17 protein-coding genes are annotated in these 24,440 nt (G+C 50.6%); 8 read left to right on the plus strand and 9 right to left on the minus strand.

From position 1 onward, the window contains the following. Positions 1-98 precede the first annotated feature (98 nt). Entirely contained in the window at positions 99-2,090 is a 1,992-nt protein-coding gene (locus BN4_RS13550) for a GNAT family N-acetyltransferase (protein ID WP_015415973.1), read from the plus strand. 15 nt (positions 2,091-2,105) lie between these two features. Beyond that, positions 2,106-2,711 (plus strand): SET domain-containing protein, encoded by a 606-nt coding sequence (locus tag BN4_RS13555; protein ID WP_015415974.1) that lies wholly within the window; start codon positions 2,106-2,108, stop codon positions 2,709-2,711. 121 nt (positions 2,712-2,832) lie between these two features. On the opposite strand, the gene BN4_RS13560 is transcribed toward BN4_RS13555, so the two are convergent. Both BN4_RS13560 and corA read right to left on the minus strand, forming a co-directional pair. Next, entirely contained in the window at positions 2,833-4,392 is a 1,560-nt protein-coding gene (locus tag BN4_RS13560; RefSeq protein WP_015415975.1) for a bifunctional GNAT family N-acetyltransferase/carbon-nitrogen hydrolase family protein, read from the minus strand. Positions 4,393-4,663: 271 nt separating this feature from the next. Continuing rightward, the gene (gene corA / locus BN4_RS13565) at positions 4,664-5,728 is read right to left on the minus strand and encodes a magnesium/cobalt transporter CorA (protein ID WP_015415977.1); all 1,065 of its coding nucleotides are present in this window, start codon (positions 5,726-5,728) and stop codon (positions 4,664-4,666) included. A 140-nt stretch (positions 5,729-5,868) separates the two neighbouring features. Here corA and BN4_RS13570 point away from each other — a divergent pair, with 140 nt between their 5' ends. Beyond that, a complete protein-coding gene (locus BN4_RS13570; RefSeq protein ID WP_015415978.1) occupies positions 5,869-6,936 on the plus strand; it encodes a mechanosensitive ion channel family protein in 1,068 nt (355 codons plus the stop codon). A 223-nt stretch (positions 6,937-7,159) separates the two neighbouring features. Beyond that, a complete protein-coding gene (locus BN4_RS13575; protein WP_015415979.1) occupies positions 7,160-8,185 on the plus strand; it encodes a DUF21 domain-containing protein in 1,026 nt (341 codons plus the stop codon). Here BN4_RS13575 and BN4_RS17295 read toward each other — a convergent pair whose 3' ends face one another. Next, positions 8,186-10,489, minus strand: a complete 2,304-nt coding sequence (locus BN4_RS17295) for a mechanosensitive ion channel family protein (protein WP_015415980.1) — start codon at positions 10,487-10,489, stop codon at positions 8,186-8,188. It abuts the gene before it with no gap. A gap of 322 nt (positions 10,490-10,811) precedes the next feature. Here BN4_RS17295 and BN4_RS13585 point away from each other — a divergent pair, with 322 nt between their 5' ends. Together BN4_RS13585 and BN4_RS13590 are read left to right on the plus strand one after the other, a co-directional pair. Continuing rightward, on the plus strand, positions 10,812-12,965 hold the full coding sequence (locus BN4_RS13585; protein ID WP_015415981.1) for an adenylate/guanylate cyclase domain-containing protein: 2,154 nt from the start codon (positions 10,812-10,814) through the stop codon (positions 12,963-12,965). Further along, positions 12,937-14,349: an ABC transporter substrate-binding protein gene (locus BN4_RS13590; protein ID WP_015415982.1), complete on the plus strand. Its 1,413-nt coding sequence runs from the start codon at positions 12,937-12,939 to the stop codon at positions 14,347-14,349. Before BN4_RS13585 ends, BN4_RS13590 begins: the two co-directional genes overlap by 29 nt. A gap of 103 nt (positions 14,350-14,452) precedes the next feature. On the opposite strand, the gene BN4_RS13595 is transcribed toward BN4_RS13590, so the two are convergent. Next, on the minus strand, positions 14,453-16,060 hold the full coding sequence (locus BN4_RS13595; RefSeq protein WP_015415983.1) for a methyl-accepting chemotaxis protein: 1,608 nt from the start codon (positions 16,058-16,060) through the stop codon (positions 14,453-14,455). 321 nt (positions 16,061-16,381) lie between these two features. On the opposite strand from BN4_RS13595, the gene torT reads away from it, so the two are divergent. Both torT and BN4_RS13605 read left to right on the plus strand, forming a co-directional pair. Beyond that, positions 16,382-17,596, plus strand: coding sequence for a TMAO reductase system periplasmic protein TorT (gene torT / locus BN4_RS13600; protein ID WP_157871394.1), 1,215 nt, complete (start codon positions 16,382-16,384; stop codon positions 17,594-17,596). Between the two features lie 3 nt (positions 17,597-17,599). Then, positions 17,600-19,552 carry a cache domain-containing protein gene (locus BN4_RS13605; RefSeq protein ID WP_015415985.1) on the plus strand — a complete coding sequence of 651 codons (1,953 nt, stop codon included), beginning with the start codon at positions 17,600-17,602 and terminating at the stop codon, positions 19,550-19,552. Between the two features lie 50 nt (positions 19,553-19,602). Here the strand turns inward: BN4_RS13605 and BN4_RS13610 are convergent, their stop codons facing one another. The 5 genes from BN4_RS13610 to BN4_RS13630 are packed head-to-tail and all read right to left on the minus strand — an operon-like array spanning position 19,603 to position 24,407. Beyond that, complete coding sequence (locus tag BN4_RS13610; RefSeq protein ID WP_015415986.1) at positions 19,603-20,388, minus strand: ABC transporter permease; 786 nt, start codon at positions 20,386-20,388, stop codon at positions 19,603-19,605. Continuing rightward, a complete protein-coding gene (locus BN4_RS13615) occupies positions 20,385-21,272 on the minus strand; it encodes an ABC transporter permease (RefSeq protein WP_015415987.1) in 888 nt (295 codons plus the stop codon). Before BN4_RS13615 ends, BN4_RS13610 begins: the two co-directional genes overlap by 4 nt. Continuing rightward, entirely contained in the window at positions 21,259-22,476 is a 1,218-nt protein-coding gene (locus BN4_RS13620) for an ABC transporter substrate-binding protein (RefSeq protein WP_157871396.1), read from the minus strand. Before BN4_RS13620 ends, BN4_RS13615 begins: the two co-directional genes overlap by 14 nt. 12 nt (positions 22,477-22,488) lie before the next feature. Further along, positions 22,489-23,430: an ABC transporter ATP-binding protein gene (locus BN4_RS13625; protein ID WP_015415989.1), complete on the minus strand. Its 942-nt coding sequence runs from the start codon at positions 23,428-23,430 to the stop codon at positions 22,489-22,491. Beyond that, positions 23,406-24,407 (minus strand): aminoglycoside phosphotransferase family protein, encoded by a 1,002-nt coding sequence (locus BN4_RS13630; protein WP_015415990.1) that lies wholly within the window; start codon positions 24,405-24,407, stop codon positions 23,406-23,408. The genes BN4_RS13625 and BN4_RS13630 overlap by 25 nt, the downstream gene beginning before the upstream one ends. Positions 24,408-24,440: the final 33 nt, after the last annotated feature.

Here is a 24,440-nt window from a genome sequence, read left to right on the forward strand (position 1 = left end):
TCTATTTACCTGACCTTATACAACGGATATTGGCCGTCTGTCTTTTGTGTGCATGACACGCAGTTGGTGGGCAATTTTACTCCCAGGAGGGAGGTTGTATGAGTGCGCAATGCAAGGCTGTGCCCGATTCCGGCTTCAGCCCAGTGGTTCGAGAGGCTGTTCCGGCTGATCTGGATTTTTTGGAAAGTCTGGAGAGGGACTGCTTTAGTGGAACCAGACAAAGTTCCAGGCAAAGTTTGCGGCACAGTCTTACGAGTGCCAGCCAGATGGTTTTTATCGCCGAAAGGAAAAAAGGAAGAAAACAAGGCGTTCCGACCGGGGCTGCTGTTGTCTTTGAGTACAAGCGGTCGCTGCGTGTTTACTCATTGGCGATTCTGAAAGAACACAGGATGCAGGGGATGGGCGAAGCGCTCATGCAGCATATTATTGATTTCGCTCTCAGCCATGGCTATGAACGGATATCCCTTGAAGCAGACGCTGGGAACCCGAAACTTGTTGATTGGTACCGCCAATTCGGCTTTGAAGGCACCAAGGCTATGCCCGATTATTATGGTCCGGCAGAAGCTGCGCTTCGTATGGTTTTGCTCCTGGCCAACAAAGGACGGACATCGGAGCGTATCGTCATTGTCGTCGATGATTCCAATTTGGCAAAAAAATGTGTTTCAGGCATTCAGTTCTGCTCTGCTCCAGAGTATCTTTCCGATACCAATTTTTCCAATTCAAATCGGTTTCATATTCTGAATCTGTGCAATTCCTATAAGACCCACTCCATGGGCTATTACGTTTCCCTGCTGGCTTCAGCGAGAAATCACAGAATTACGCCATCGGTCATGGCGGTGAAGGATGGGACAACACCAAGCATCGCCCAGAGCCTGCTGGATGAGATTCGTGAGTATACCCATGACAAGCTGCCCTCTCATGATGGGAGCGTGGTGGAACTGACCATCGTGCTGGGTAAGACTGATGACCCTCATCATGGCGAGTTGGCTCGAAAATTGTTTTCTCTTTTTTCCATACCTTTTTTTTCCATCACGATGGAGCGGCATGATTCCTGGAGATTTAAGAAATTGAAAACGCTTCATCTCAAGCAAGTCGCGCATCAACATCCAGAGCTCTTGCAGGATGCATTGACCTGTTATTGTGAGAAAAAACGATATAATCGTCCACGACTCAAGAGCTATAAATACGATCTCGCCATCTTGATAAACGAGGAAGAGGGGACGCCTCCATCGTGCCCATTGGCATTGGAGAAATTTCGCAAGGCTGCCGAGCGTGTTGGGTTTTTCGTTGAATTTATTACCAAAGCCGATCATCGGCGGTTATGTGAGTTTGATGCTCTTTTTATGCGGGAGACAACCGCAATCGAAAACCACACGTATGAGATGGCTCGCCATGCCTATACCGAAGGATTGGTTGTCATTGATGATCCCTGGTCGATACTGCTGTGTTCCAACAAGGTGTATCTTCATGAACGGTTGGCCAATGCAGGAGTCTGCCAACCTCGGGGTTGGCTTTTGACCAGAAAAGGATGCTCGGACGAACTTCTCAAATCCTTGCCATTGCCGGTGGTTTTGAAGTTGCCGGAGAGTTCTTTTTCCCAGGGGGTCTACCGGGTGTGTTCCCTTGAGGAACTCCGCTCAAAGTTGCATGAGATGTTTCGGCAAACCGATCTGGTTATAGCCCAGGAGTTTCTGACTTCTGATTATGACTGGCGCATCGGGCTGCTCGACAACATGCCTTTGTTCGCATGCAAATATTACATGGCAAACAATCATTGGCAAATTTACAACTGGCAGTCGAGCGAGTCCGAGGAGTTCAGCGGCCGATCGGAGACCATTCCCGTTAGTCAGATTCCGGCCCATATCCTTAAGGCGGCAGTTAATGCCTCGTCGCTTATCGGTAACGGGCTGTACGGAGTGGACCTGAAAGAGGTCAACAAGAAAGCTTACGTCATAGAGGTCAACGATAATCCGAATATTGATGCCGGGATCGAAGACTTGTTGTTGGGGGATGAGTTGTACGAACGCATCATGCATTCACTCTACAACCGCATCGAAGCTGAACGTCACCAGGTTCGATATCTTTACTGATGGAGGGAGGCCCTCATGATTCATCCACATACCACGGTACGAACAGTTTCCCCATGTATCGGCGTCGGTGTCTTCGCCACTCATCCCATTGCCAGGGGGACCATTGTGGTCGTCCGTGACAGTCTTGATACCTGCCTGACTCGGCAGGAATTCTGTGCGCTTCCGGAGGCGGTTCGTCTTTCCATGGAGACGTATCTTTATCATGATAAATGCGGCAATCTGATTTTGAGTTGGGATCATGCCCGATATATGAATCACCACTGCCAGAGCAACACGATGATGACGGATTACGGTTTGGAGCTTGCAGTCAGGGATATTGCGGCAGGTGAGGAACTGACCACCGAGTACGGCCTGCTTAATATCCAGGACCCGTATGAAATTTGTTGCCACTGTGAGAGCTGCCGAGAAGCACTGCGGCTTGATGATGTCGATACATATGGTGATGCCTGGGATGCGCTTGTGGAGGAAAATCTGTTGCGTATTTTCGATCTGGAGCAACCATTGCTCGACCTGCTCGGGGCACAGCATCGGGCCAGGCTTGATGCCTTGGTTTCGGGGGAGGGTGCGTATGCATCCGTGAAAAATCTGAAGTGGCGGATTGGAGACTGCTCTGGCGAGTAGCCCTGTCCGGTCTCAGCAGAGAACAGTGAAAGGAGTCAGGGAACGGCAGAGTCGTGTTTCGAGATCTTTCGAGGACGGCAGCACTGGCTCCATGGGGGTGCTGCCGTCTTTTTTTTGTGTTTTATTCCGTTCTGATTACGGTGATTTTCTTTCGCGCCTTGAGTTCATAGATGTCCGGCCTGCGTTCATGCAGGGGACGGACACTGCCAAACTCCCTGATTTGTGACAGGCTGGCAAAATCCAGATCCGCTATAACCACTGTTTCCACGCCGGGGTCAGCCTCTCCGCTAAGAGACGGAATGGGAAATGCAAAGTCGCTCGGTGCGAAGATCGCTGACTGTCCATAGTTCAACAGATATGTCTTGACGCCCGGCAGGTTTCCCACGTTGGCCGCAATGACGGTATAAATCGAGTTTTCGATGGCACGAGCCTGTGCTGTGGCCCGTACTCGATGGTAGGCCCGTTTCTCATCGGTACTGAAAGGGACGAAGATGACTTCGGCCCCGGCCATTGCCAGGAGTCGGGAGGTTTCGGGGAACTCGATATCATAGCAGACCTGAATGGCTATGCGCCCCAGTGGGGTCTGGAAAACGCTCAAGCCTTCGCCGGGATGGATACCCCAGTCCTCACGCTCTCCTGGAGTGATGTGAAGTTTGTCTTGCGTGTATACATTGCCCGTAGGCGTGAAAAGGTGCCCGACATTGTAAAGCTTGCCGTCACGCAGTACGGGGTGGGAGCCACCAATGATATGCAGATTGTATGTGCTAGCGAGCTCTCGAAACATGTCCAGATATTTGTCAGTCATTCCTGCCAGTTCCGCAACCGCTCTGCGTGGAGTCCACTCCGGGGGCATGGTGCTGAACATTTGTGCTGTGAACAGTTCGGGCAGGACCAGGAAATGACAGTGGTATGCGTCGGCCGTCACGACAAAAAACTCAACGGATTGCCGCAGATCTTCCCAGGATGATATCCTGCGCATTTGGTACTGAGCGGCGCAGACTCGATATTGGCGAACAGGGCGACGCAGAGGAGCACCCGCGATCTTGCGCCGAACCGGCTGGAAGTCCGGGTTGGGCATTTCCAGAAAGGTGGAGTAATTCAGACTGGAGTCGTCCTGGAGCAGGTCGAGGAAAACGCCCTTGACCCGATATCCGGCCTTGAGGTGCGCATTGAGGGCAGAATCCTTCAGTTCACCTTTGGCGACCATCTCGACATATTCCTTGGCGGTCAGAATACCTTCCTGCTCGCTGTAATTCATTATGCGTCCATGGGCGATCATCCTGCTTAGATTGTAGCGCTTCATGATACGTTTTCGGTATTTATATATTTTCCCGGCTACTCCCTGGCCCCGGTATTCCGGTCGAACCGCGATATCTGCGCCATATAGGGTATCGCCGGTTGGGGTATGCGTGCTGAATGTCCCCCCTCCGGTGATCTCATCATAGCGATACCAGTCAACGGATTCATCCAATTGGACGATGATGGAAGTCGCGTAGCCGATGATTTCTCCATCGCACTCAGCCAGGACTTGTCCTTCCGGGAAGGCGGCAAACTGCATGGCATATGTGCGCTCGTCGTAATGGTCGTCAAAATCGGGATAAGCCGCCTTTTGGCAGGCGACAATGGCCGGGAGATCATCCTCATTCCAACTGCGAATTTTGATAGCCTTTCTTTTACCCATGATTTTCCTCGAAAAATGGCCTGTTCATGCTGATTGTTTGTTGTGGGCATTGGCAACGTCGGGGTGAATGAAATTCGATACAAGAAACCATTTCTTGGCATCGGGAAAGCGTCAGGGAAAAACGGCTGCTGATCGAGGTTGTGTCGCCCTGAGTTCATTTGCTGGACTGACCTGAGAGTTGGCAGTTGTCAAAGTCGTATGAAAATCATTTTTGCCGTCTCCCTGAGTATCAATATGTCCTCGTTCTTTTTTGAGAACAGCAGCAGACCGATCATATCCATTTTCTTTTTTTGAAATATGCCAGCATGACGGCGGCGACCGTGCCCATAATACCGAGCAGGATGAAATATCCATTCCTGTAGTGTAGTTCGGGCATGATTTCGAAGTTCATGCCATACACGCCTGCCAGAAAGGAAAGCGGGATAAAAATGGTGGCAAATACTGTCAAGAATTTCATGACGTCATTGAGCCTGTTGGTCACGGCCATGTTGTAACTGTTGAGATGGTCGTTGAGCATCTCTCGGTAGATGTCCACCGCATCCACAACCTGTTCCGCCATGTCGTGCAGGTCGCGAATGAATGGGGCTATCTGAGGCGTGATAATTTCGTTTTCTGTTTTTGCCAATTTCAGGATAATTTCACGCGCCGGGCGAACTGCTTTTCGGATATACGCCATTTCCCGCCTGTAGAGGTTGATCTCTTCCAAAAGGTCCGGGGTGGGATTGCCGAGAACCTCCTCATCAAATTCCTCGATCCTCTCTCCAAGGATTTCAACTACCTTGAGGTAGTTTTCGAAAACGCAGTCAAGGAGTGTGTAGAGCAGGTAGTCCGCTCCAAGGCGACGCAGTCTGCCGGATTGCCTCCTGAGGCGTTCGCGGACCGGGTCAAAGACATCGCCGGGTTTCTCCTGAAAGGTGATCAGGCAGTTTCCGGTCAGCACGGCGCTCAGCTGTTCTGCATTGATCCGGCCTAGTTCTTCGTCCAGGGAGAGCATCTTGAGCGTGACGAACAGGGCATCGGGAAATTCTTCAAGCTTGGGGCGTTGTCCCGTATTGACGATATCCTCCAGAATCAGGGAAGAGAGATCAAACAGGTTTCCCACCTGTGACATCAGATCTGGGACATGGAGTCCGTCTATGTTGAGCCAACTGGTGGATTGGCTGTCCGTGCAAGCCGAGAGAGTGTCCAGGGAGTCGATAAAATCATCCTTGAGCATCTCCTGGTCATAGTCGATCAACCGCAGACGGGGAGTGTCGGTCTTTTGCTGTCCGACGAAAATGAGTGACCCCGGTGATCGTCCGGTCTCCTGGTCGCGTTTTTTCAGGAAACGAGCCATGTACTTCCTCCGATATCCTTTCTATTAAGGGAGAATGAATTCATTGCTTCCGGCAATGGATTTGATTGTCTTATCATATTAATAATACCCAGACTTGGGAACTGTTTTGATCATGGTTTAATGAAGAAAAGGAGGGGGGCATGGATTGGAGTAATGGTTCGGGCGTGATGCTCAGGGCGTGGTTCGCGGTGTTGGTGCTGCTCGGCATATATATCGCCGCTCGTTGGTTGAAGAAGGGGAATGCAAAAGGCTGGCGGGAATTGCTTGATATGCTGACAGTCTCCATGAAAAGAAAGATCATTCTTTTCATGGTGATGCTTGGTCTTGTGGTGTGCTTGGCAGTGTTGGCTCCTCTTGCTCGATTTGATGCCGGGGTGGATGTTTTTGTCACGGCCTTTTTAGGAACCGCCTGGATCATACTCGTTGCATGGGCATTGACTTTATTGCTGACGGTGCTGACCGGGTTGGTTCAGTGGAAGTATGATATTGGTGTGGAGGACAATCTGGGTGCGCGTCAGATAAATACCAAGGTACGGGTTCTGCATCGAATTGCTGCCGTTCTTGTCTGGCTTGGAGCTCTTGCCGGAATATTGATGCAGTTCGAGCGATTTCGGGCTCTTGGTGGGGCCATGCTGGCCTCGGCGGGGGTCTTGAGCATTGTTCTCGGGCTTTCTGCACAAAAGACTTTTGGCGCGGTTATAGCCGGAGTGCAGATAGCTCTGACCCATCCCATCAACCTGGATGACGTGGTTATCGTGGAAGGAGAGTGGGGGCGGATCGAGGAGATCACATTTACTTATGTAGTAGTCAAGATATGGGATTTGCGGCGCATGGTTGTCCCCATCAGCTATTTTGTTGAGACACCCTTTCAGAACTGGACAAAAAAAAGCGCTGAAATAATCGGGACCGTGACTTTGCATGTGGATTATACCACGCCGTTGCAGCCACTGCGCGAAGAACTCAAGTCCTTGTGTGAGGCTTCCGGAGCCTTGTGGAATGGCAAGACCTGCGTGCTTCAGGTGACGGAGGCAGGGGGAGAGAGCATGACAGTCAGAGCGTTGGTCAGTTCCCCCGGAGCCTCAGCCGCATGGGACCTCCGATGCATGGTGCGTGAGGGATTGATAGATTTCCTGCGACGGAACTACCCCGAGTGCCTCCCCCGTCGGCGTGTGGTTTTGCAGAATGGGGCCATGGAAAAAGAGGGATAGAAAGACGGATTTGGGGAGGGAGAGCATATGGTGGTACTTCTCGTTTTAGTCTTACTCTTTCGAGTGCTTTTCGGGCATGGAGACGTCGGATTTGATCGGGAGTTGGAGCGCCTGCTTCCCCTTTTATTCTGAGATGGCAAGAGGACAGCCTCGGGATGGAAAGACTGTCTTTTTAACACGCCAGGGTTGATCCTGTCGTCAGTTTGAAACAAGAGTGTGTATTATGCAAACGGTCTTCATTTGGTGTGGCATTGTTTTTTGTCTGACCCAGTCAGCCATCTTCTCCGGTCTCAATCTCGCCTATTTCAGTCTCAGCAGGCTTCGCTTGGAAGTGGAGGCATATTCCGGCAATCGGCGGGCAGCCAAGGTCTTGGCGTTGCGGCAGGAGCCGAATCTTCTTTTATGCACCATTCTCTGGGGGAATGTCGGCATCAACGTCCTGCTGACCCTGCTCTCGGAGTCGGTCATGACAGGCGTCGCCTCTTTTGCCTTTTCCACGTTTGTCATCACCATTGTTGGTGAAATTTTGCCACAGGCCTACTTCTCACGCCAGGCTCTTTTGATTGGAGCAACGCTCGTGCCGGTCATCCGTTTTTATCAGGTGGTGCTCTATCCTCTGGCCAAACCCGCTTCAATGATGTTGGATCGGCTGGTGGGCAGGGAAAATATCGAGTATTTCAAGGAGAACAAGATTCGTCATCTGCTGAAGATGCACATTGATTCCACTGACGCCGACATCGATGAAATCGAAGGGATGGGAGCCATGAATTTCCTGACACTTGACGACATCGAAGTCTGTCAGGAAGGAGAGCCTATTCAGATTCAGAGTATTATAGGGCTTCGTTTTGAGAATGGTCGGCCAATTTTTCCCTCGGACGTTGCAACCTTCGTGGAACAGGTCAATTCTTCCGGTGAGAAGTGGGTTGTCCTGACGGATAGCCAGGACCGTCCCCGCCTGTTGCTCGATGCCGATGGATATCTGAGAAACGTCATGAAGGGCGGGGTTGTCTCGCCTGCGGATTATTGCCACCTACCTATTCTCGTTCACAATGATCATATCCGACTGGGTGAAGTGCTGAACAGGCTTGAGGTTCACCCGGTGTCACCGGAGGACGATGTCATTGACGCAGACACCATACTTGTCTGGACAGCGCGTCATCGGCGCATCATTACCGGAGCCGATATATTCGGGCGGTTGATGCGTGGCATCTCTCGGGTTCGACGAAGCGGTCGCCCTTCGGCGACGTGATCAGGATTCTTTTTTCATCAAGTGCTCTGCAAGGGCCGGGGCAGTCTTGAAATGAATATCCATCTGTGGGAAGGCAATTTCAATATCGGCTTCCCGGAATGCCGCGTCAATGGCGAAACGCAGTTCGGATGTCGCTTTGACTGTGTTGTCAATGTCGTCAATCCATATCCTGAGAATAAAGTCGAGGCTGCTGGCACCAAAATCATTGAACAGAACCTGGGCTGCGGGGGTTTTCAGGACATGCGGGTGTTCCTGGGCAAGAGCCAACAGGGTTTGTTCTACCTTTCTTGTCTCTGATCCGTAGGCCACACCCACGAGGATATCCCGTCTCAGTGTCGGGTTATTCTTGGTCCAGTTGGTCACCTGTGTGGTCACGAGATCCGAGTTGGGTATCATGATGACGGCATTTTCGAATGTCTCCACCAGGGTTGTGCGGATATTGATTTTTTTGACCGTGCACCAAACCTGCCCCATCTCAATCACATCTCCTTGCTGGATGGATCTGCCGAAAAGCAGGATCAGGCCGCTGATGAAGTTGTTGACAACATTTTGCAAGCCGAAACCGATACCGACACTGAGACCTCCGGCGATGACAGTGATGCTGGTCAGGCTGACTCCGAGGATGCGCAGGGCTGCCAGAGTGAAAAGAGACCAGACAGCGTAGGAAAAAAGTGTCTGGATTGATGGGACAGCCCCGCGTTTGGCCCTGGGCCATCGGTTGCCGACGTGTTCGAGAGAGACCTTGAAAGTGGAAATGCAGCTTTTTGTCAGGAAAAAGAGAATTGCGAGGGCGATGACATCTTTGAGATAGAGGGACTGGCCCCCAAAGGTTGCCTTCATTTCTAGCACTGTTGCTATGGTCTTTTCACCAAAGAAATCGACAAGCCAGAGAAATGTCATGACAAAAGCGACAGCCCAGCCAAAAGGGACCAGCAGACTCCGAACCAATCCCTTTTGGAATTTCGCACTCCTTTCAGTTTCCAGGGACAGACATTGTGCCCAGACATTCCCGAGCGCCCGAATGAAAACTCCCAGGCACCAGAGGAGTGTCAAGAGACAGGCCAAGCGGCCATAGCCGAAGAGGGTGATGGCAAACAAAGGAGCCAGTGCCCCGCCGCGCATGGCCGTGACCGTGAGTTTCTGTCCTTTTTTTCTCCATGCATGAAAAGAATCGTTCGCCCACAAGATAAGGACAATGAGCATGAACGTCACTGTCGTGGTCCGGCTTGGCATATAGAGTATGAGTAACTGCGTGGAGACCACGAAGAGAAAGGCCAACCGAGTGTGCCCGTAGGTGGCAAGATACCTGTCGGCACAGATGTGTTTCGCAAGCTTGAGAATACTGAGCAGGAAAAGTCCGGCAGCAAGGGCGGCCAGTGAATCCATGCCATTGGGAAAGGTGAAGCGGATGGCGAGAAAGAGTGAAAGGCCCACGACCGCTGTCAGAAAGTACAGATTGATTCGGCCGTGATTTTTGTTTCTGAGCGCCGGGCTGGGCAGCAACTTGAGGAGACGTTTGGACGAAAGACCCACGGCCGCAAGCGTTATCAGGATGAAGATAAATTTGATCCCCCCGTCATGGAGTGAGATAAGGGCTGATTCAAATTCTGTTTGCTTCAGTATCAACCAGTTCTTGCCGAGAGCGGGACTTTGCCAGAAATCAAGACTGAAGACGGGCATCTTGCCCACAAGAAGATATTGTATCCATATGTCGTATAGTGTTTGAGTGTCTTCCTTGGGGGATTCCAGTTTTCCGTTCAATCGTTTTATCTGACGGAGCAATGAATTCATTTTGGCCAGGTGTGTCTCGGTCTGTTTTTCCAGCCGGGAGACCCTCTGTCTCATGTTTTGTGCGGAGTGGCGGAGCATGGCCCTGGAATCCTGCGGCAGGGTCGATGTCATCTGCCCATAGGACTGCAAAAATTCCAGTCGGGCGTTTCCTGCTCGTGCAGCTTCATGCAGCGTGGCAGTCAGTTGATCGCACTGGTCGAGGATGTGACGAATTGAGGCCTCATAGTGTTTGCGATCAATGGGTGAGGTGCTTGAGGTGTTTTTGGCAATACCCGCTTTCTGGTAACTTTCCAGAAGTCCTCCGAGTTGGGTCTCGATTGTCATGAGAAGGGATGCTGTCCTTTCGGCTGCATTTTCCTCTTCTGATAGAAGCAGGGAAAAAGATTCGATCTGATAGCGAAATATTTCCTGGCTTGAATTTTCTGCCCCATATGCACGATTCAGGGGACTCAGCCCCAGAGTGAGAAAGCAGAGGAGTGTTGCTAGAATGGGCAAGACTTGGCGAGATCTCATTGTACTCCTACCGTCAATGGCTTGATTCTGTGGATCCGGTTTTCTTCATACAGAGATATGTCCAGCACTCATGAGTGGCGTGTCAAGGCTGTTTCTTGACATGAAGAAGGGAAAAAGCGTTATAGTTTGTAAGACTCACTACGCTCATGACAAGAGAGTGAGCAATAAAAAAGAAACAAATCTGCCACAACACCAAACAAAGGGCGTCGGTCTTTGAGTTTGCAGGAGGAGCAGGTATGGAGACTCTTTTTCTCACATGGGTTGCTCGGGTTTTCCCCTCGGCAGGAGGTTCGTTCCTGTTCTTTCGGTCCGGAGTCTTGTCATGAAAATACGTGTGCCGCTCTACGTGAATATCCTGACTGTCTTTGCTCTTTTGATTTCAGCTGTGGTAGCGATTGTTGTTTCCTATGGATATTTGAGGAATGCCGATACCGCAATCCTTTCAGCTGAGCTTCTTCTTCAAAGGAGCGGTTCGTCCATCGTCGAGAGAACCCAAAAGATGTTTGACACCGCCTTTACCACTGTGGATACCTATGTCAGTTTTCGCGATATAGGGGTTAAGGCATCCATTCATTCCCATCCCATGAGTCCTGTCTTTTTCAAGTTTTTGAGTCAACACCCCGATTTTACATCTGTTTATATCGGTTTTGATGACGGAGATTTTTTTCTTGTCTCTTCATTGGCAGAACGGGATGAACTCAAGGCACAGTTGCACCTCCCACAGACTGCTTTATGGTATACCCAAACCATTGGGCATATGGCAGACGGTCGACGGTATGAAATACGAAAATTTCTCGATGCCGGATTTGTTCCCGTTGGTTCCGACTGCATCCCTGATATTGCATATGATCCGAGGGGACGGCCTTGGTTCAAAGCAGCTCTTGAGAACGATATCCCCACGCTGAGTGATATTTATGTCTTTTTTTTGTCAGGAGAGCCGGGAATCACGGTTTCTCATCGGTTCGATAGTGTCGTATCCGGTGTTGTTGGCGTGGATCTTTCTCTCTCCAATCTCTCCTGTTTCGTGAAGCGGCAGAAGGTCAGCCCATCCAGTGATATCATGATTTTCGATACGGAAGGCAGGATTTATGCTTACCCTGATACCGACAGGCTGGTTTCCAGTATTCAGCTGGAACCTCACCCCGGCATGGGGTCAGAAGTGGACTGCCTTGAATCTCCTGTTCTGACCGCTCTTCTCGAAGATTTTCAGTCAGTTGGGAGCAAGACACTCTACAGCCATGAATTGATTGTGGATGGGACTGCCTATCTCGCACATATTGATCCTTTGCCAACGGAATATGGCAAAGAGCTTTTTGTCGGAGTGGTGGTCCCAAAACATTTTTTTACAGGGCCGATTGCCGTTATCGGTGAACAGACGCTTTTTGTCTCACTTATCATTCTGCTTTTGTTCATCCCCGTGGTCTATTATGCGGCCAAGCGTATCAGTTATCCACTCAAGGGGTTGATTGAATCGGCTGAAAATATCAAGGCATTCAGGCTCGATATTCCCGTAAATGTGGACTCTCATATTATCGAAATCAGGAATCTGAGCAGGGCCATGGAGACTATGCGCGGTGCTCTGAAAGCCTTTGGAAGCTACATACCAACTCCTCTTGTGGAGGCGATGGTCGTCAATGACATCCAACCTGTTCTTGGCGGAAGCAGAAAAATAATGACATTCTTTTTCAGTGATATACAGGATTTTACGGCTATCTCAGAGACCCTGAGTCCCGAGTTGGTGACTGAAAGTATTACCCGCTATCTGAAGGTTATGAGCCAGGTTATACTGGAAAATGGGGGGACTGTGGATAAATACATCGGCGATTCGATCATGGCATTTTGGAATGCTCCGGTCGAAGATGCGGATCACGCATGGCATGCCTGTCTTTCCGCACTGCAATGCCGCGATGTGCTCACGGCATTTAATGCTGATTGTCGAGAGCGTGGCGCGCCGGAATTTTTGACCAGAATGGGAGTGCATACAGGAGATGCCGTTGTGGGAAATATCGGCTCCTCGGACCGGATGGAATATACTGCCATGGGAGCTGCCGTGAATCTTGCCTCCCGCTTGGAAGGACTGAATAAGTATCTGGGGACCGGTATCCTGGTCAGTGAACCGACCAGGATCATAGCCGGAGATGACTTCTGCTTCCGGTTTGCAGGAAAAGCTTCTCCCAAAGGGACCAGTGTCGGTCTTGGGGTCTTTGAACTGCTTGGCACCAGGAGTGGCTCACAAGGGGTTTATGAACCGTTTGCTGTTTCACCGGAGGTTGAAGCGCGTCTTGAAGAATGGGAAAATGGTGTGCGTGTCTTTTTCATGCGAGAGTTCGAGAAGGCTTCAATCCTGTTTTCCAAATATCTTGCGGAACATGGAGCTGATCCACTTGTGGAGCATTATTTGAATCTTGCTCGGGAGTATTCGGACTGGCCACCCTCGGAGGATTGGAATGGTGAGCAGAAGTTTTCTAATAAATAAGGGGTGGCATATTGCATGGTTGCGCCCTTTTTTTGTCGGAATAGTTTTGACCATGACTCTGAGTATGGTCTTTCCTTCAATTGGAGCGGCGACGAATCTTGTTTTTTGGACGACAGAGGTCAGCCCTGAACGGAAGGTCGTTGTTGATTATCTCACAAACGTGTTCACCCTGTTTCACCCCGATATTTCAATTGAAGTCCGGGGTGAGGATGAAAATACTATTGCGCAGGCGTTGGCCCGGGCGCTGAAAACAGGCCGAGGTCCGGATATTATCAGTTGCGCCTCTGATCTTGTCGTCTCGTTCGATACCATGGGGTGGATAGATGAGGCTCTTTCCAAGACCCTTCTGGAGGAATTGGGAAAGGACCGTTTCTACTCCGGCGCACTGGCCAAGATTACGAAAAAAAATGGGATATACTGCGGTATTCCTTTCAATGGGTGGGTTCAGGGAATTTGGTACAGGAAGGATTGGTTTGAAGATTTCAGGTTGGAACCGCCTGATACATGGTCCCGTATCCTGGAAGCTGCCAAAACCCTGCATGCCCCGGAGAAAGGCAGGTACGGGATTCTCGTCGGGACGCGTGAAGATGCCTATGCCGAGCAGGTTTTTACTCACCTGGCGCTGTCTGCCGGAGTGCGAGAGTTTTCATCCGAAGGAACGGTGCTTTTCAATTCCCCTGCGACGGTTGAAACTGTGAAATTGTATGCGGAATTGGCCCGGTATACTCCGTCTGGGCCGCAGTCTTGGCGTGCACGGGATTTTTATCTTCAAGGAAAACTGGGCATGATTTTCTATTCGACGTTCATAATGGATGATTTGGCGGTTCCGTCTGTTGCTGCGGATTCTCTGACCGGTGATCATTTTGAGGAGCTTGATGGGGGCGAGTATGATTATCGACTCTTCAGAAATACGGGTATGGTCTCAACCCTTACCGGGACACAGCCTGCCAGCTACGGGGTGCTGCATGCTCTCGGGATCATGCGTCATTCCGACAAGGACAAGGATATGGCCTTGAAAGAATTCATTCATTTCCTTTTCACCGAAGAGGCATACGTCACCTGGTTGCATATGGTGCCGGGTGGGATGCTGCCTGTCCTGAAAGAGATTGCCGATGCCCCGGCATTCTATCGGGATGCTCAAGGTGTTTTTCAACGATATTCCCGACGCCGAGTGAATGAGATTGTCACGGGATTTGAGACGCTGCAAAGTTTCAGTTTCATTGACGGGGTTCTTCAGCCCCAAGCTTCGGATGTTTCTGCCCACAAAGTCATTCCGAGGATGTTGGGCAAGGTGCTCGATAAGGGGATTTCACCACGCCAAGCCGTTTCAGAAGCGGCTGCCGAGATGCGGGATATTGCTGGCGGGGAAGATGATATCCTGTGATGCGAGAGTGGATTTATCGGTGGTGTTGGGTCGTGCCCTTCGAAGGTTCCGATGCAGGGACATCGCTTACTGATCTCCCTGCATCGGAATTCTGTGTCATTGGTCAGCTTTCGTCTTTCTCATCGAGGCACTCCAACTCGGGAAAAGCATAGACACCGTCTTCATTCAAAGAGAAGAAGGCTGTGGCTTGGGACAACTCGTTTGCCTTTTCCGAGAGAGCGTGTGTTGTTCCCGCTATTTCTTCGGCTGCGGAAGCATTCTGGTGGATAACACTTCCCAGCCCTTGCAGAGCGTCGTTGACCATGGTTGCACTGGCATTTTGTTCGGCACTGTCTGCGGCTATTTCCTTGACGAGTTCCGCAGTGTGCTTGATATCCGGCACCAGCCTGGTCAACTGGTCTCCGGCCCTGTCAGCCACTTCCACACTGGCATTCGATATATTGATTATCTCAAGGGCTGCATTGCCGCTGCGCTCAGCCAATTTGCGGACTTCTGATGCCACGACGGCAAATCCCTTGCCGTGTTCTCCTGCGCGAGCGGCTTCGATGGCCGCATTCAGGGCCAGGAGATTGGTTTGGCGAGCAATTTCTTCGATTATCTGAATTTTGTTGGCTATTTCCTTGAGCGCCCCCAATCCTTCCTTCAAGGCTTTGCCACTTTCTTCCGCATTGGACGCAGCTTTTTGAGCTATCCCTTCAGTTTTGTGTGAGTTCTCTGCGTTACGTTTGATGCTGTGGGCTATCTCATCCATGCTGGACGCGACCTGTTCGACGTTGGCGGCTTGGCTTGCCGCTCCCTTGGCCACATTGTCCGCAGCCTCGGAAAGTTCCCGGCTGCTGATTTTGACAGAGTCCGTGGCAGAGGTGACGGTTCCTATGACATTGGTGAGGCTTCTGAGCATGGAGTTGAGGGAAAAGCCGACTTTTCCTATTTCGTCATGAGATGGGTTCTGCACGCCATTTTTGAAATCCCCTTTTGACATGGCCTTGGTCACTGTCGTGATTTCAAGCAGGGGCCGGATGACTGTGGAACGCATGATCCACGTCACAAGCGTTGCTATGATCCCCAATATGAGCAGGGTCCAGAGGGAAAAGGAGATGGCCGCAACCTTTGTATCCCGATTCGCTCCTTCCAGAGAACTTATTATTTCGAATGCTCCATGGATTTCACCGACTTTCCATCCCTCTTTGATCCCCCCTGTGACATCTTTCTCTCCCGGTGGGTTGCCGTGACAGAACAGGCACTCCTTAGTCAAGCGTATCGCCTTGAAGTATCGTATCTTATCGCTTTCAAAAATTGTGATTTCGTCTTGGCCAGTCGCTTTCATTTCAGCCAGGACTTTTCCCTCCAATTCAGTGGGAGTGTTTTCCTTATTGCGAGGAGAAACTTTGGGGGCACGAAATTTATATCCTGCTTCATCGGCATTCTCCATGGCCATACGGATGGCAACGATGACCGGAACCGCATCCATGATTCTCTCTTTGGGGATTTCCTCAAAAGGTCGAATAACACCTGAGTCGAGTTTGGCGCTCATTTCATTCCGCGCGGCCTCGGCCATAAGGACAATAGCCTGGCTCTGTTTCAGGACGGTTTCCTCGGATTTTTCCTGAATGGTGAAGATTTGTTGAGCTCCCATTATCAGTGCGATGACCACCGGGCCACCCAATGCTGTAAGAATAGTCTTCAACCTGACACTTGTGTTGCCGAGCATAATACAGTCCTTGGCTTGAAATTGCGATTTATCTCATCGTAAGAACAGTCTTGAGTATCTCAATATGCCCTAGTCCCCACGTATTTGGGTATTATTTTCGGTAAGTCATGGTGGAATGAATCGCTCAGGTCTGAAATAAGGATGAGAGGGAATGGGTTTCAGTCCCTGAAGAAGACTGATACCTTCTGTTTGAGGAAACTGGTTCATTGGGTGAATCTTGTGAGTTGGGAGCATGTGCCCCGCGTCTCTGAATGAGACGTTGTTTTTTGCATGGGGCGGAGTCTTTGGGGGAGGGGTTGAACGTTGAAAGGTGGTGTCAGCGTGTGGCGACGAGATTGTGTTACGGGACAAATCGATTTTACCGCTTTGTGTCTTTTCGGTGTTGCTTTGCAGCGATTGCTGTGTGGCTTCCTTTTTTGTTTTTTTCTGATTCATGTATCTCCCTCCCTGGCGGGAGATGCAGATATCTGGTCCATGCAGGTGAAAAGTTATTATGGAGAATATGACGCGGGTCAAAAAAGCAAGGGGTATGCTTCAGCGAGTCTGGCACGCCCCCGGCTTGAAGAATGGATGCCCCCGCCGACCATGGCTCCCGGCAAAGAAAGAAATTATACGATCGGTGTCAGTTTTCCCCATTACGGCTATTCCCTTTGGAAGGCGGTTAACTATGGTATTCTCGAGGAAGCCAAACGGCTCGGTATTGCTGTTCGGGTGATGGAAGCCGGGGGATACGGTATGATCGACAGGCAACAGGAACAGCTGCGGCAGTTGGCTCAGGCCGGAGTAGACGGTATCCTGCTTGGCTCGGTCAGTTATTCGGGCAACAATGATGCTATTGCCGAGTTAAAAAAACAGGGAATTCCCGTTGTCGGTGTGGTGAATGATGTCTCGGCCCCGGATCTTGCCGCCAAGGCATTGGTTTCCTTTCTGGATATGGGATATTATGCAGGTGAATTCATCGCGCTTGATGCGGAAAGACGGGGGTTGCGCGAAGTCAGGGTGGCGGCCTTTCCCGGACCGAAAAAATCCGGATGGTCGGCAGACAGTCTTCATGGTCTTCTTGAAGCTCTTCAGGAATTTCCCGGTCCTGTCAGAGTCGTGGAAACGAGCTGGGGGAGTCTTGACTCCTCGAAACAGCGCGATCTTGTGCGGCGGAGCCTGATGGAGCACCCAGACGTTGATTATGTGGTTGGCAATGCCGTGGCCGCGGATGTTGCCTATGACATTCTGTTGGGGATCGGCATGGCAAAGAGAACAACGATTGTTTCAACCTATATTATGCCTGGGCTGTACGAGAAAATCCGGGAAGGGCAGGTTGCTGCCGCACCTTCCGGGTTGATGATTTTTCAGGGGCGCATGGCAGTGGATATGCTGATCCGTTTGCTCGACGGCGACAAGGCAGGAAAGGATTTTCCCTTTCGATCGGGACCGTTCATCCCTTTGATCACGACAGATAATATTGATCGTTTTCCCTATGAAGCCTTGTTCGGGCCTCGAGATTATAAACCGATCCTCAGATTGGATAGTGGGCGTTGAGGCATGTTTGAAGTCTTCCACAATCTGCGAATTCGGAACAAGCTGTTTCTGGCATATTCCTTTGCCTTCTTTTTGGTGTTTCTTATTGGTGGTGGCATTGTTTATTCCCAGGTTCGGAGCATTGTGCAAAAGAGCATCAATACCGAACTGACCAGAACAACGGAAACCATCAGAAACATGCTGCGCACCAGCGTGGATGTGTCCATCAGGAATTACATGCGTGCTGTTGCCGAAAAAAACCTCGAATTGGCAGGAGCGCTCCACCGTCAGGCTTTACGTGGCCTGATTTCCGAGGAGGAAGCAAAAAAACGGGCCAGGGATGCTTTCCTTTCCCAGACCATAGGCAAGACCGGGCATATATATTGTTTGAACAGTGACGGTGTCATGGTGGTCCATCCCAAGCGGAGGTTAGTGGGGGTGGATTTGTCAACGCAGCATTTCGTGAAGGAGCAGATACGTCGCAAGAAAGGGTATCTTGAGTATGATTGGAAAGAACCGCTGGAGACTGTGTCCCGTCCAAAAGCCATTTCCATGGCTTATTTTGCTCCGTGGGATTGGATTATTTCTGCCACTGCCTACCGGGATGAATTTCAGAAGCTGGTGAATATTTCCGATTTCAAGAAAAGGATCCTTCAACTCGGGTTCGGTCAATCCGGGTATCCCTTTGTCCTGGATTACAACGGCAACATGCTGATTCACCCCTTCATGGAAGGGAAACATTTCAGCGAATACGGGGACCCGGCTCTCAGCGCTATTGCGCGGAGGATCATCTCCGAACGAGAAGGACAATTCGAATACCAGTGGAAGAATCCCGGAGAGCCTCAATTGCGCAGGAAGATTGTTTATTTCAGAGCCATCCCCGAGATGCGATGGGTGGTCGCTTCCTCCTCCTATTATGATGATTTTAAGAAACCGCTTTACGCCGTACGGGATGTTATTCTTATGGCTCTGGCTGCGGGAGTGCTGCTGATGATCCCCCTGTCCATGTGGATAGGATCAATCATTACTCGTCCTCTGGGGGGGCTTGGCAGGAGCTTTGCCCGTGCTGCTGACGGGGATTTCTCGGTTCGGATGACCCGGCAGTCCGGAGATGAACTGGGAACCCTGGCCCTGTATTTCAATAGCTTCATGGAAAAACTCACTGAATACAGTGAGAGCTTGCAAAATGAGATTACGGTTCGCAAGGAAGCCGAAGAAAAACTCATCGCGCTGGACAAGGCCAAAACGTTGTTTCTCTCTTCGGCATCCCATGAACTGCGGACCCCACTGACCTCTATCATTGGATTCCTGCGTCTCATGGAGAAGAATTTTACCAAACGCTTCCAGCCCTATTTATCGAGAGAACCGGAGATGCGGAGTCATGCGACTCGGTTCAAGGATAACCTCGGTGTGGTTCGAGGTGAAGCTGATCGACTTGGCCGATTGGTCAATGATCTGCTGGATCTGAACAAGATAGAGGCCGGGCATATGGAGTGGCGGGATGAAGTCCTGACGGTTCGCTCTGTACTGACTCGCGCCGGGCAGGCCATTGAAGCTCAGGCCAGACAGAAAGCCGGAGTCGATTTCATGGTGGATACGACCGAAGGAGGGCAGTCTCTGCTGGCGGATGCAGATCGTCTTCATCAAGTCCTCATCAATTTGCTGAACAATGCTTTCAAATATACTGAGACAGGGCATGTGATTTTGGGTGCATCCAGAACAAAGCACGAACTGGTTTTTTTTGTTACGGATACAGGTCGTGGCATTCCTGAGGAAGATCAGGAAAAGGTGTTTGATATTTTTTATCAGGTCAATGATCCGAATATGCGTTCCAGTAAAGTTTTCGGAACCGGACTTGGGCTGGCGATTAGCAGACAGATCGTCCAGCACTATGGCGGGCAGATGCAAGTCGAGTCGACTCTTGGGATGGGAAGTACTTTCAAATTCACGATTCCCGTGGGGCCGGTCAGGGGCTGAACGGGACATTGAGAATACCAAGGCTGTCAACTGAAAATTTGGCAGCCTTTTCAATAGATGCCTCGGTCGCGGTACAGGCGGGCAACACTAAATTCGACAATGATGAACAGGATGATGGGGACAGTCAGAAAGACCAACGTCATCAGCGCACCGGTGCTTCGGTCTGAGGACGTGAGGTAGGGAACCAGATAGCCGGTAAAGGAATCCACGGCCCCGCCACCGATAAGGAACACCAGAAAGTATTCGGAGAAAGCAACGAGAAAGACCACTGACCCTCCAGCAATGGCTGAAGGCATGAGTAGAGGCAGGTCTATTCGCAGCAGGCATTGGAGTGGGGATGCCCCGAGATTGCGAGCGCAGAGTTCATAGTCTTCGCCAATGGCCTGATATCCGGCAGTCAAGGCCCTGAGCATATAGGGATAACTGAAAATGGTCAGGACCAGCACCACTCCTGGAAATGAATCGGCAAGCCCCGCCTTGATAAAGAGGAAGTGGACTCCCATGGAAAAAGTCATGGCCGGGACCAGGGCTGGTGCGAGGAATATCCCTTCAAGAAATTGTTTGCCGCGAAACTGTTGTCTGGCAAAGTGGTGGGCCGGTGCAACACAGATCAGGAATGACAAGGCAACTGTCAGTAGTGAATATGCCAGGGATGAAGCGAGGTGGCGCATGACAGGTTCTGACTGTGAAGCCAGATACTGGAGTGCCCGCATGTCGAAATGAGTGGGAATCACATGGGGGAAACGCCACCCCGGTGCCACGGCGTAGAGCACAAGCACACCAAGAGGAAGTATGGCAGCCAAGGCAATACTGAAGAGAATGAGACGTGCTCTCACAGTTTTCGGTCCTTTGCACTCAATCGTGCGGCCAGACGTGTATAGATGACAATGAAAGCCAGGGAAAAGAGGAACATGCAGATTAAAAGAGCCATGGCTTGGGGACGATTGGAAAGATCACGACGAAAATAGAGATTGAAGGCTTCGATGCTGAGCATGCTTGGAGAGCTTTCACTGAGAAGGTAGGGGATATCAAATGCCCCGAATGCATAGAGAAAAAGGATAATTGAAGCTGTGTTCAGTGCAGGGCGCATATGAGGAAGCATGATCTTGAAGAAAATGGTCATTGGCCCGGCCCCGAGCATGGAAGCGGTCTGGACCAGCCTCGGGTCTAGGCGCTTGAGGACGGCATGGGCAAGAATGATGACAAACGGGATTTCTTTGTACACATAAGCGAGTATCATGCCAGCCCCGGATCCCCCGTGGATCAGCGAGGGGAAATCCTGTGGTGTTTCCACTAAGCCTAGGAGGTTGCCGATGGAGGCTATCACTCCGGATTGACTCCAGAAGATCAGAACAATGAAGGCCACGGCAATGTGCGGGAGAATTAAGGGAATTTTGTACACGATCGACATGCGTTCCAGGGTGCTGGGCAGAAGCCATATGAGTGAAGCGAGAATTGCTCCGATGGAGACGGCGAGGACCATGGAAATCAATGCCACCCATATGGAATGAATGGCGGCATCTATAATATGTGGCCGCACTAATTCTCCGTAAGCCGCGAACATGCCGCCTTCGGGAGGGATGGGGACCCAGTAGCCCAGAGATTGGACCAGGGCTAGCGTCAACCCTCCCAGAAAGAGCACCATGAAAGGAATCAGCAGAGACGAAAGCTTGGTCAGCGTTCGTCCAGAAACAGGGTGCAGGCTCTTACCTGAGGACATTTTCCTCCCAGCCCTTTTCCAGTGCCTCAACATACTCGGCAGGGATTTCCGGGAGGGAATTTTGTGTCAGAATATCGGGTTGCAGGGTTGCTGAGCCGAGTTCAACGCCTTCAAAGGCATGTCGGTTCTCTTCGGAGAGGGTGAGCATTTCAATGGCTGGAAAGTCCCCCCAGTTGCCGGGGTCAAGTTTGGAGAGTTGTGCTTCCGGCGAGAGCAGGAAATTGGAGACGACCATGGCTCCTGCCTTGTTGGGCGCATTGGCGGGAATCGCCGTGAAATGCAGATTGAAGAGAGCTCCTTCATGCATGACATAGGTGTGGATAGACTCGGGGTAGGAGCCATCCAGGATTTTCGATTGGGCATGAAGAGGATGATAGGACATGTTGATGCTTAATTCCCCTCGGGAGAACAGAGTGTCCATTTCTGCAGAGCTTTTGGGGTAGGATTTGCCTTTTTGCCACAGAAACGGTTTGAGCTCATTGAGGTACTCCCAAAGCTTGGGAGCTTGCCTGTTGAACAGTTCCTCATCCCATCCGTCCATATACTGCTGTGCTCCCCCGGTTGTGGCGTAAAAAGCCTGTCGGATGAATGCGGAGCCGGTAAAATCAGGGGGCTGAGGGTACGTGAATTGGCCCGGATTTTCCCGAACCCATGAGGAAAGATCCAGGAAACTCGCCGGTGTTGTTGGCGTTGTCTGGGTATCATATTCGTAGACAAACTGGGCGCGTCCATAAGGAGCTTCAAATCCATCGACAGGATAACCGAAGTCAAAGGAGGCAAGAGATTTGTCCACATGTTTTATATAGTTCGGCAGTTTTTCGGCATAGGGACCAAAGAGCGTCCCGGCCTGTTTTGTCGTCTTGAAATTTTCGCCGTTGATCCAGAGCAGATCAATGGATCCAATTGTCTTGCCCGCATCCTTTTCAGTCAGGAGTTTGTTGACAAAGACACTCGCGTCCATGGGGACACGAACCAGACTGATATCAAAGCGTTTTTTGACTTCTTGGGCAACGTATGTATCAACCCAGTTATTCACATGAGCGAAACCACCGTACATATAGAATCGGACAGTGCTTCCTTCTGCTGCTTTTTCGATCGATGTCCAGTTTTCATTGAGCAGTGCGGTCCCGTCCTGTTTTGGCGGTTCCTCGGCGCATCCTGCCAGAATGACTATCATCATGATGACGATCAGTAATTTTTTCATTGTCATTGACTCCTATTGGTTCTTGAAGACGAGATTCACTCTGTCGCCGCACCGAACATCACTGTCAGATGTGAAAACAATAAGTGAAACTCCCTCTGCTTCGATAGTATATTTGACGTAATGGCCTGCAAAAATGGCCTCTTTTATTTCGCCAATACCTTCTGCACAGGCTGTAATCTGTAAATTTTCCGGGCGTGTGTAGTATTCTCCGTTCTGCTTATGCACACCCAATTTCTGCGCCAAAGCTTCCGGGAGTATGTTCACCGGTCCGAGAAAGCGTGCAACATCCAGACTGATGGGGGTGCCATAGATTTCCCTGGGCGGAGCGAATTGAGCCAGTCCCCCTTCGAGTATGACACCGACTTTATCCGACATCAAAAAGGCTTCCTCCTGATCGTGGGTTACGGCGATGGTCGTGACGCCGAATTCCTTCTGCGTGTCACGGATGAACTCGGCGGTTCGCAGCTTGAGGTTGCGATCAAGATTCGCAAAGGGTTCATCCAGCAAAAGCATGGCGGGATTGACGATCATGGCACGGGCAATGGCGACGCGTTGCCTTTGTCCGGCAGACAAGGCAGCGGGATATGCCTTTCTTTTTTCGGCCAGTTGGAAATACTCAAGGTGGGCCATGACCCGTTTTTCGATTTCTTTTCCTGAGACTTTTCGTGTGCGTAACCCAAAGGCCACATTTTCAAAAACCGTCAGGGTTGGGAAGAGGAGATAATCCTGAAAAACGAGGATAATCGGGTTCTCCTTGCTCGGCAGATTCCCGAAATTCACCGTGCCCGAATCTGGTTCCTCCAGCCCGGCGATGATCTTGAGCAAGGTTGTCTTTCCCACGCCGGATGGACCGACAAAGGAAACGGCACAGCCTTCTTCAACCGTGAAGCTGATGTTCTTCAGGATTGGTTTGTTTCCAAAGGCCTTGTTCAGTTTTTTGATTTCAAGAAACATTCTATTCCGTCCAGATATTGCCCTATGGTCTTGAACGTGGCCTCATTTTTCAATGCACGGTTGCTGTGGGTGTATTCATAATGTGCCATATAACACCATGACAGTGCCCGGAGCAGGATTGTCCTTTCCATTATTTCCGTGCAGTGCAGGATTGTTTTCATATCCATGTCAAGCTTTGCGTCTTGAGCATAGTCCTTCAGAAAGAGTTCCCGCGCTTCACTGTCAAAACGATACTGGGTCTTCCAAAGGGTCGTGGTGGGAATAAGAAAATGGCCGAGGTCCTGAAAACGGCTTGAGACAACAGCTTTTTCCCAGTCAACCAGCCACCCTTGCTTGTGATCATCCTGCTCCAGAATGATGAAGTTGCGGGAATTGACCTCGGTGTTGACAATGACCATGGGATCATCCTGAAACAGGAAGGAAGATTCATCGGCCAAATTTTGTATCTGCTCGTGATACCTGAACAGTCGATTACCGGTTTCTTTCATGGGATGGTCGGGGTAGCGACGAAGGAGTTGATCGCTTTCATTAGCTATATCCAGAAGAGGATTGGCTTGGACGATCAGACGGTTGTCGATAGGTTGCTCATGGACCTTGGCGAAGAGAGCAGCGGCTTCTGCGAGGTCAGTGGTATAATCCAGAGGTCGCCCCGGAAGATATTCCATGAGCAGGACGCCGTTGCCAAGAGCCGTATCGGTCACATTTACCTCACAATAAAAGGGGCGGGGAGTGGCCTTTGACCTGGCAAGGGCGTGGAGGACTGAGAATTCATATTCTATCTGGTCTTCCAGTCCGAGTTGGCTGCCATGGTTGATGCGAAAGACATAGTTTGCTTCGCCGTATATCTCCTGAACCGTGATATGATAATTTTCGTTGTATTCCCCGGCTGCCAGGAAGCGTATTTGCTCTTCTGCATCATCAAGATGAAGCCATCCCCTAGCCGTGAGGAAGTCATATATTGACTGTATTGTGTTCATATTTCAGATTGATAGCAGGAATGATGGAACTTA

Source organism: Pseudodesulfovibrio piezophilus C1TLV30 (assembly GCF_000341895.1).
Classification (GTDB): Bacteria; Desulfobacterota; Desulfovibrionia; order Desulfovibrionales; family Desulfovibrionaceae; genus Pseudodesulfovibrio; species Pseudodesulfovibrio piezophilus.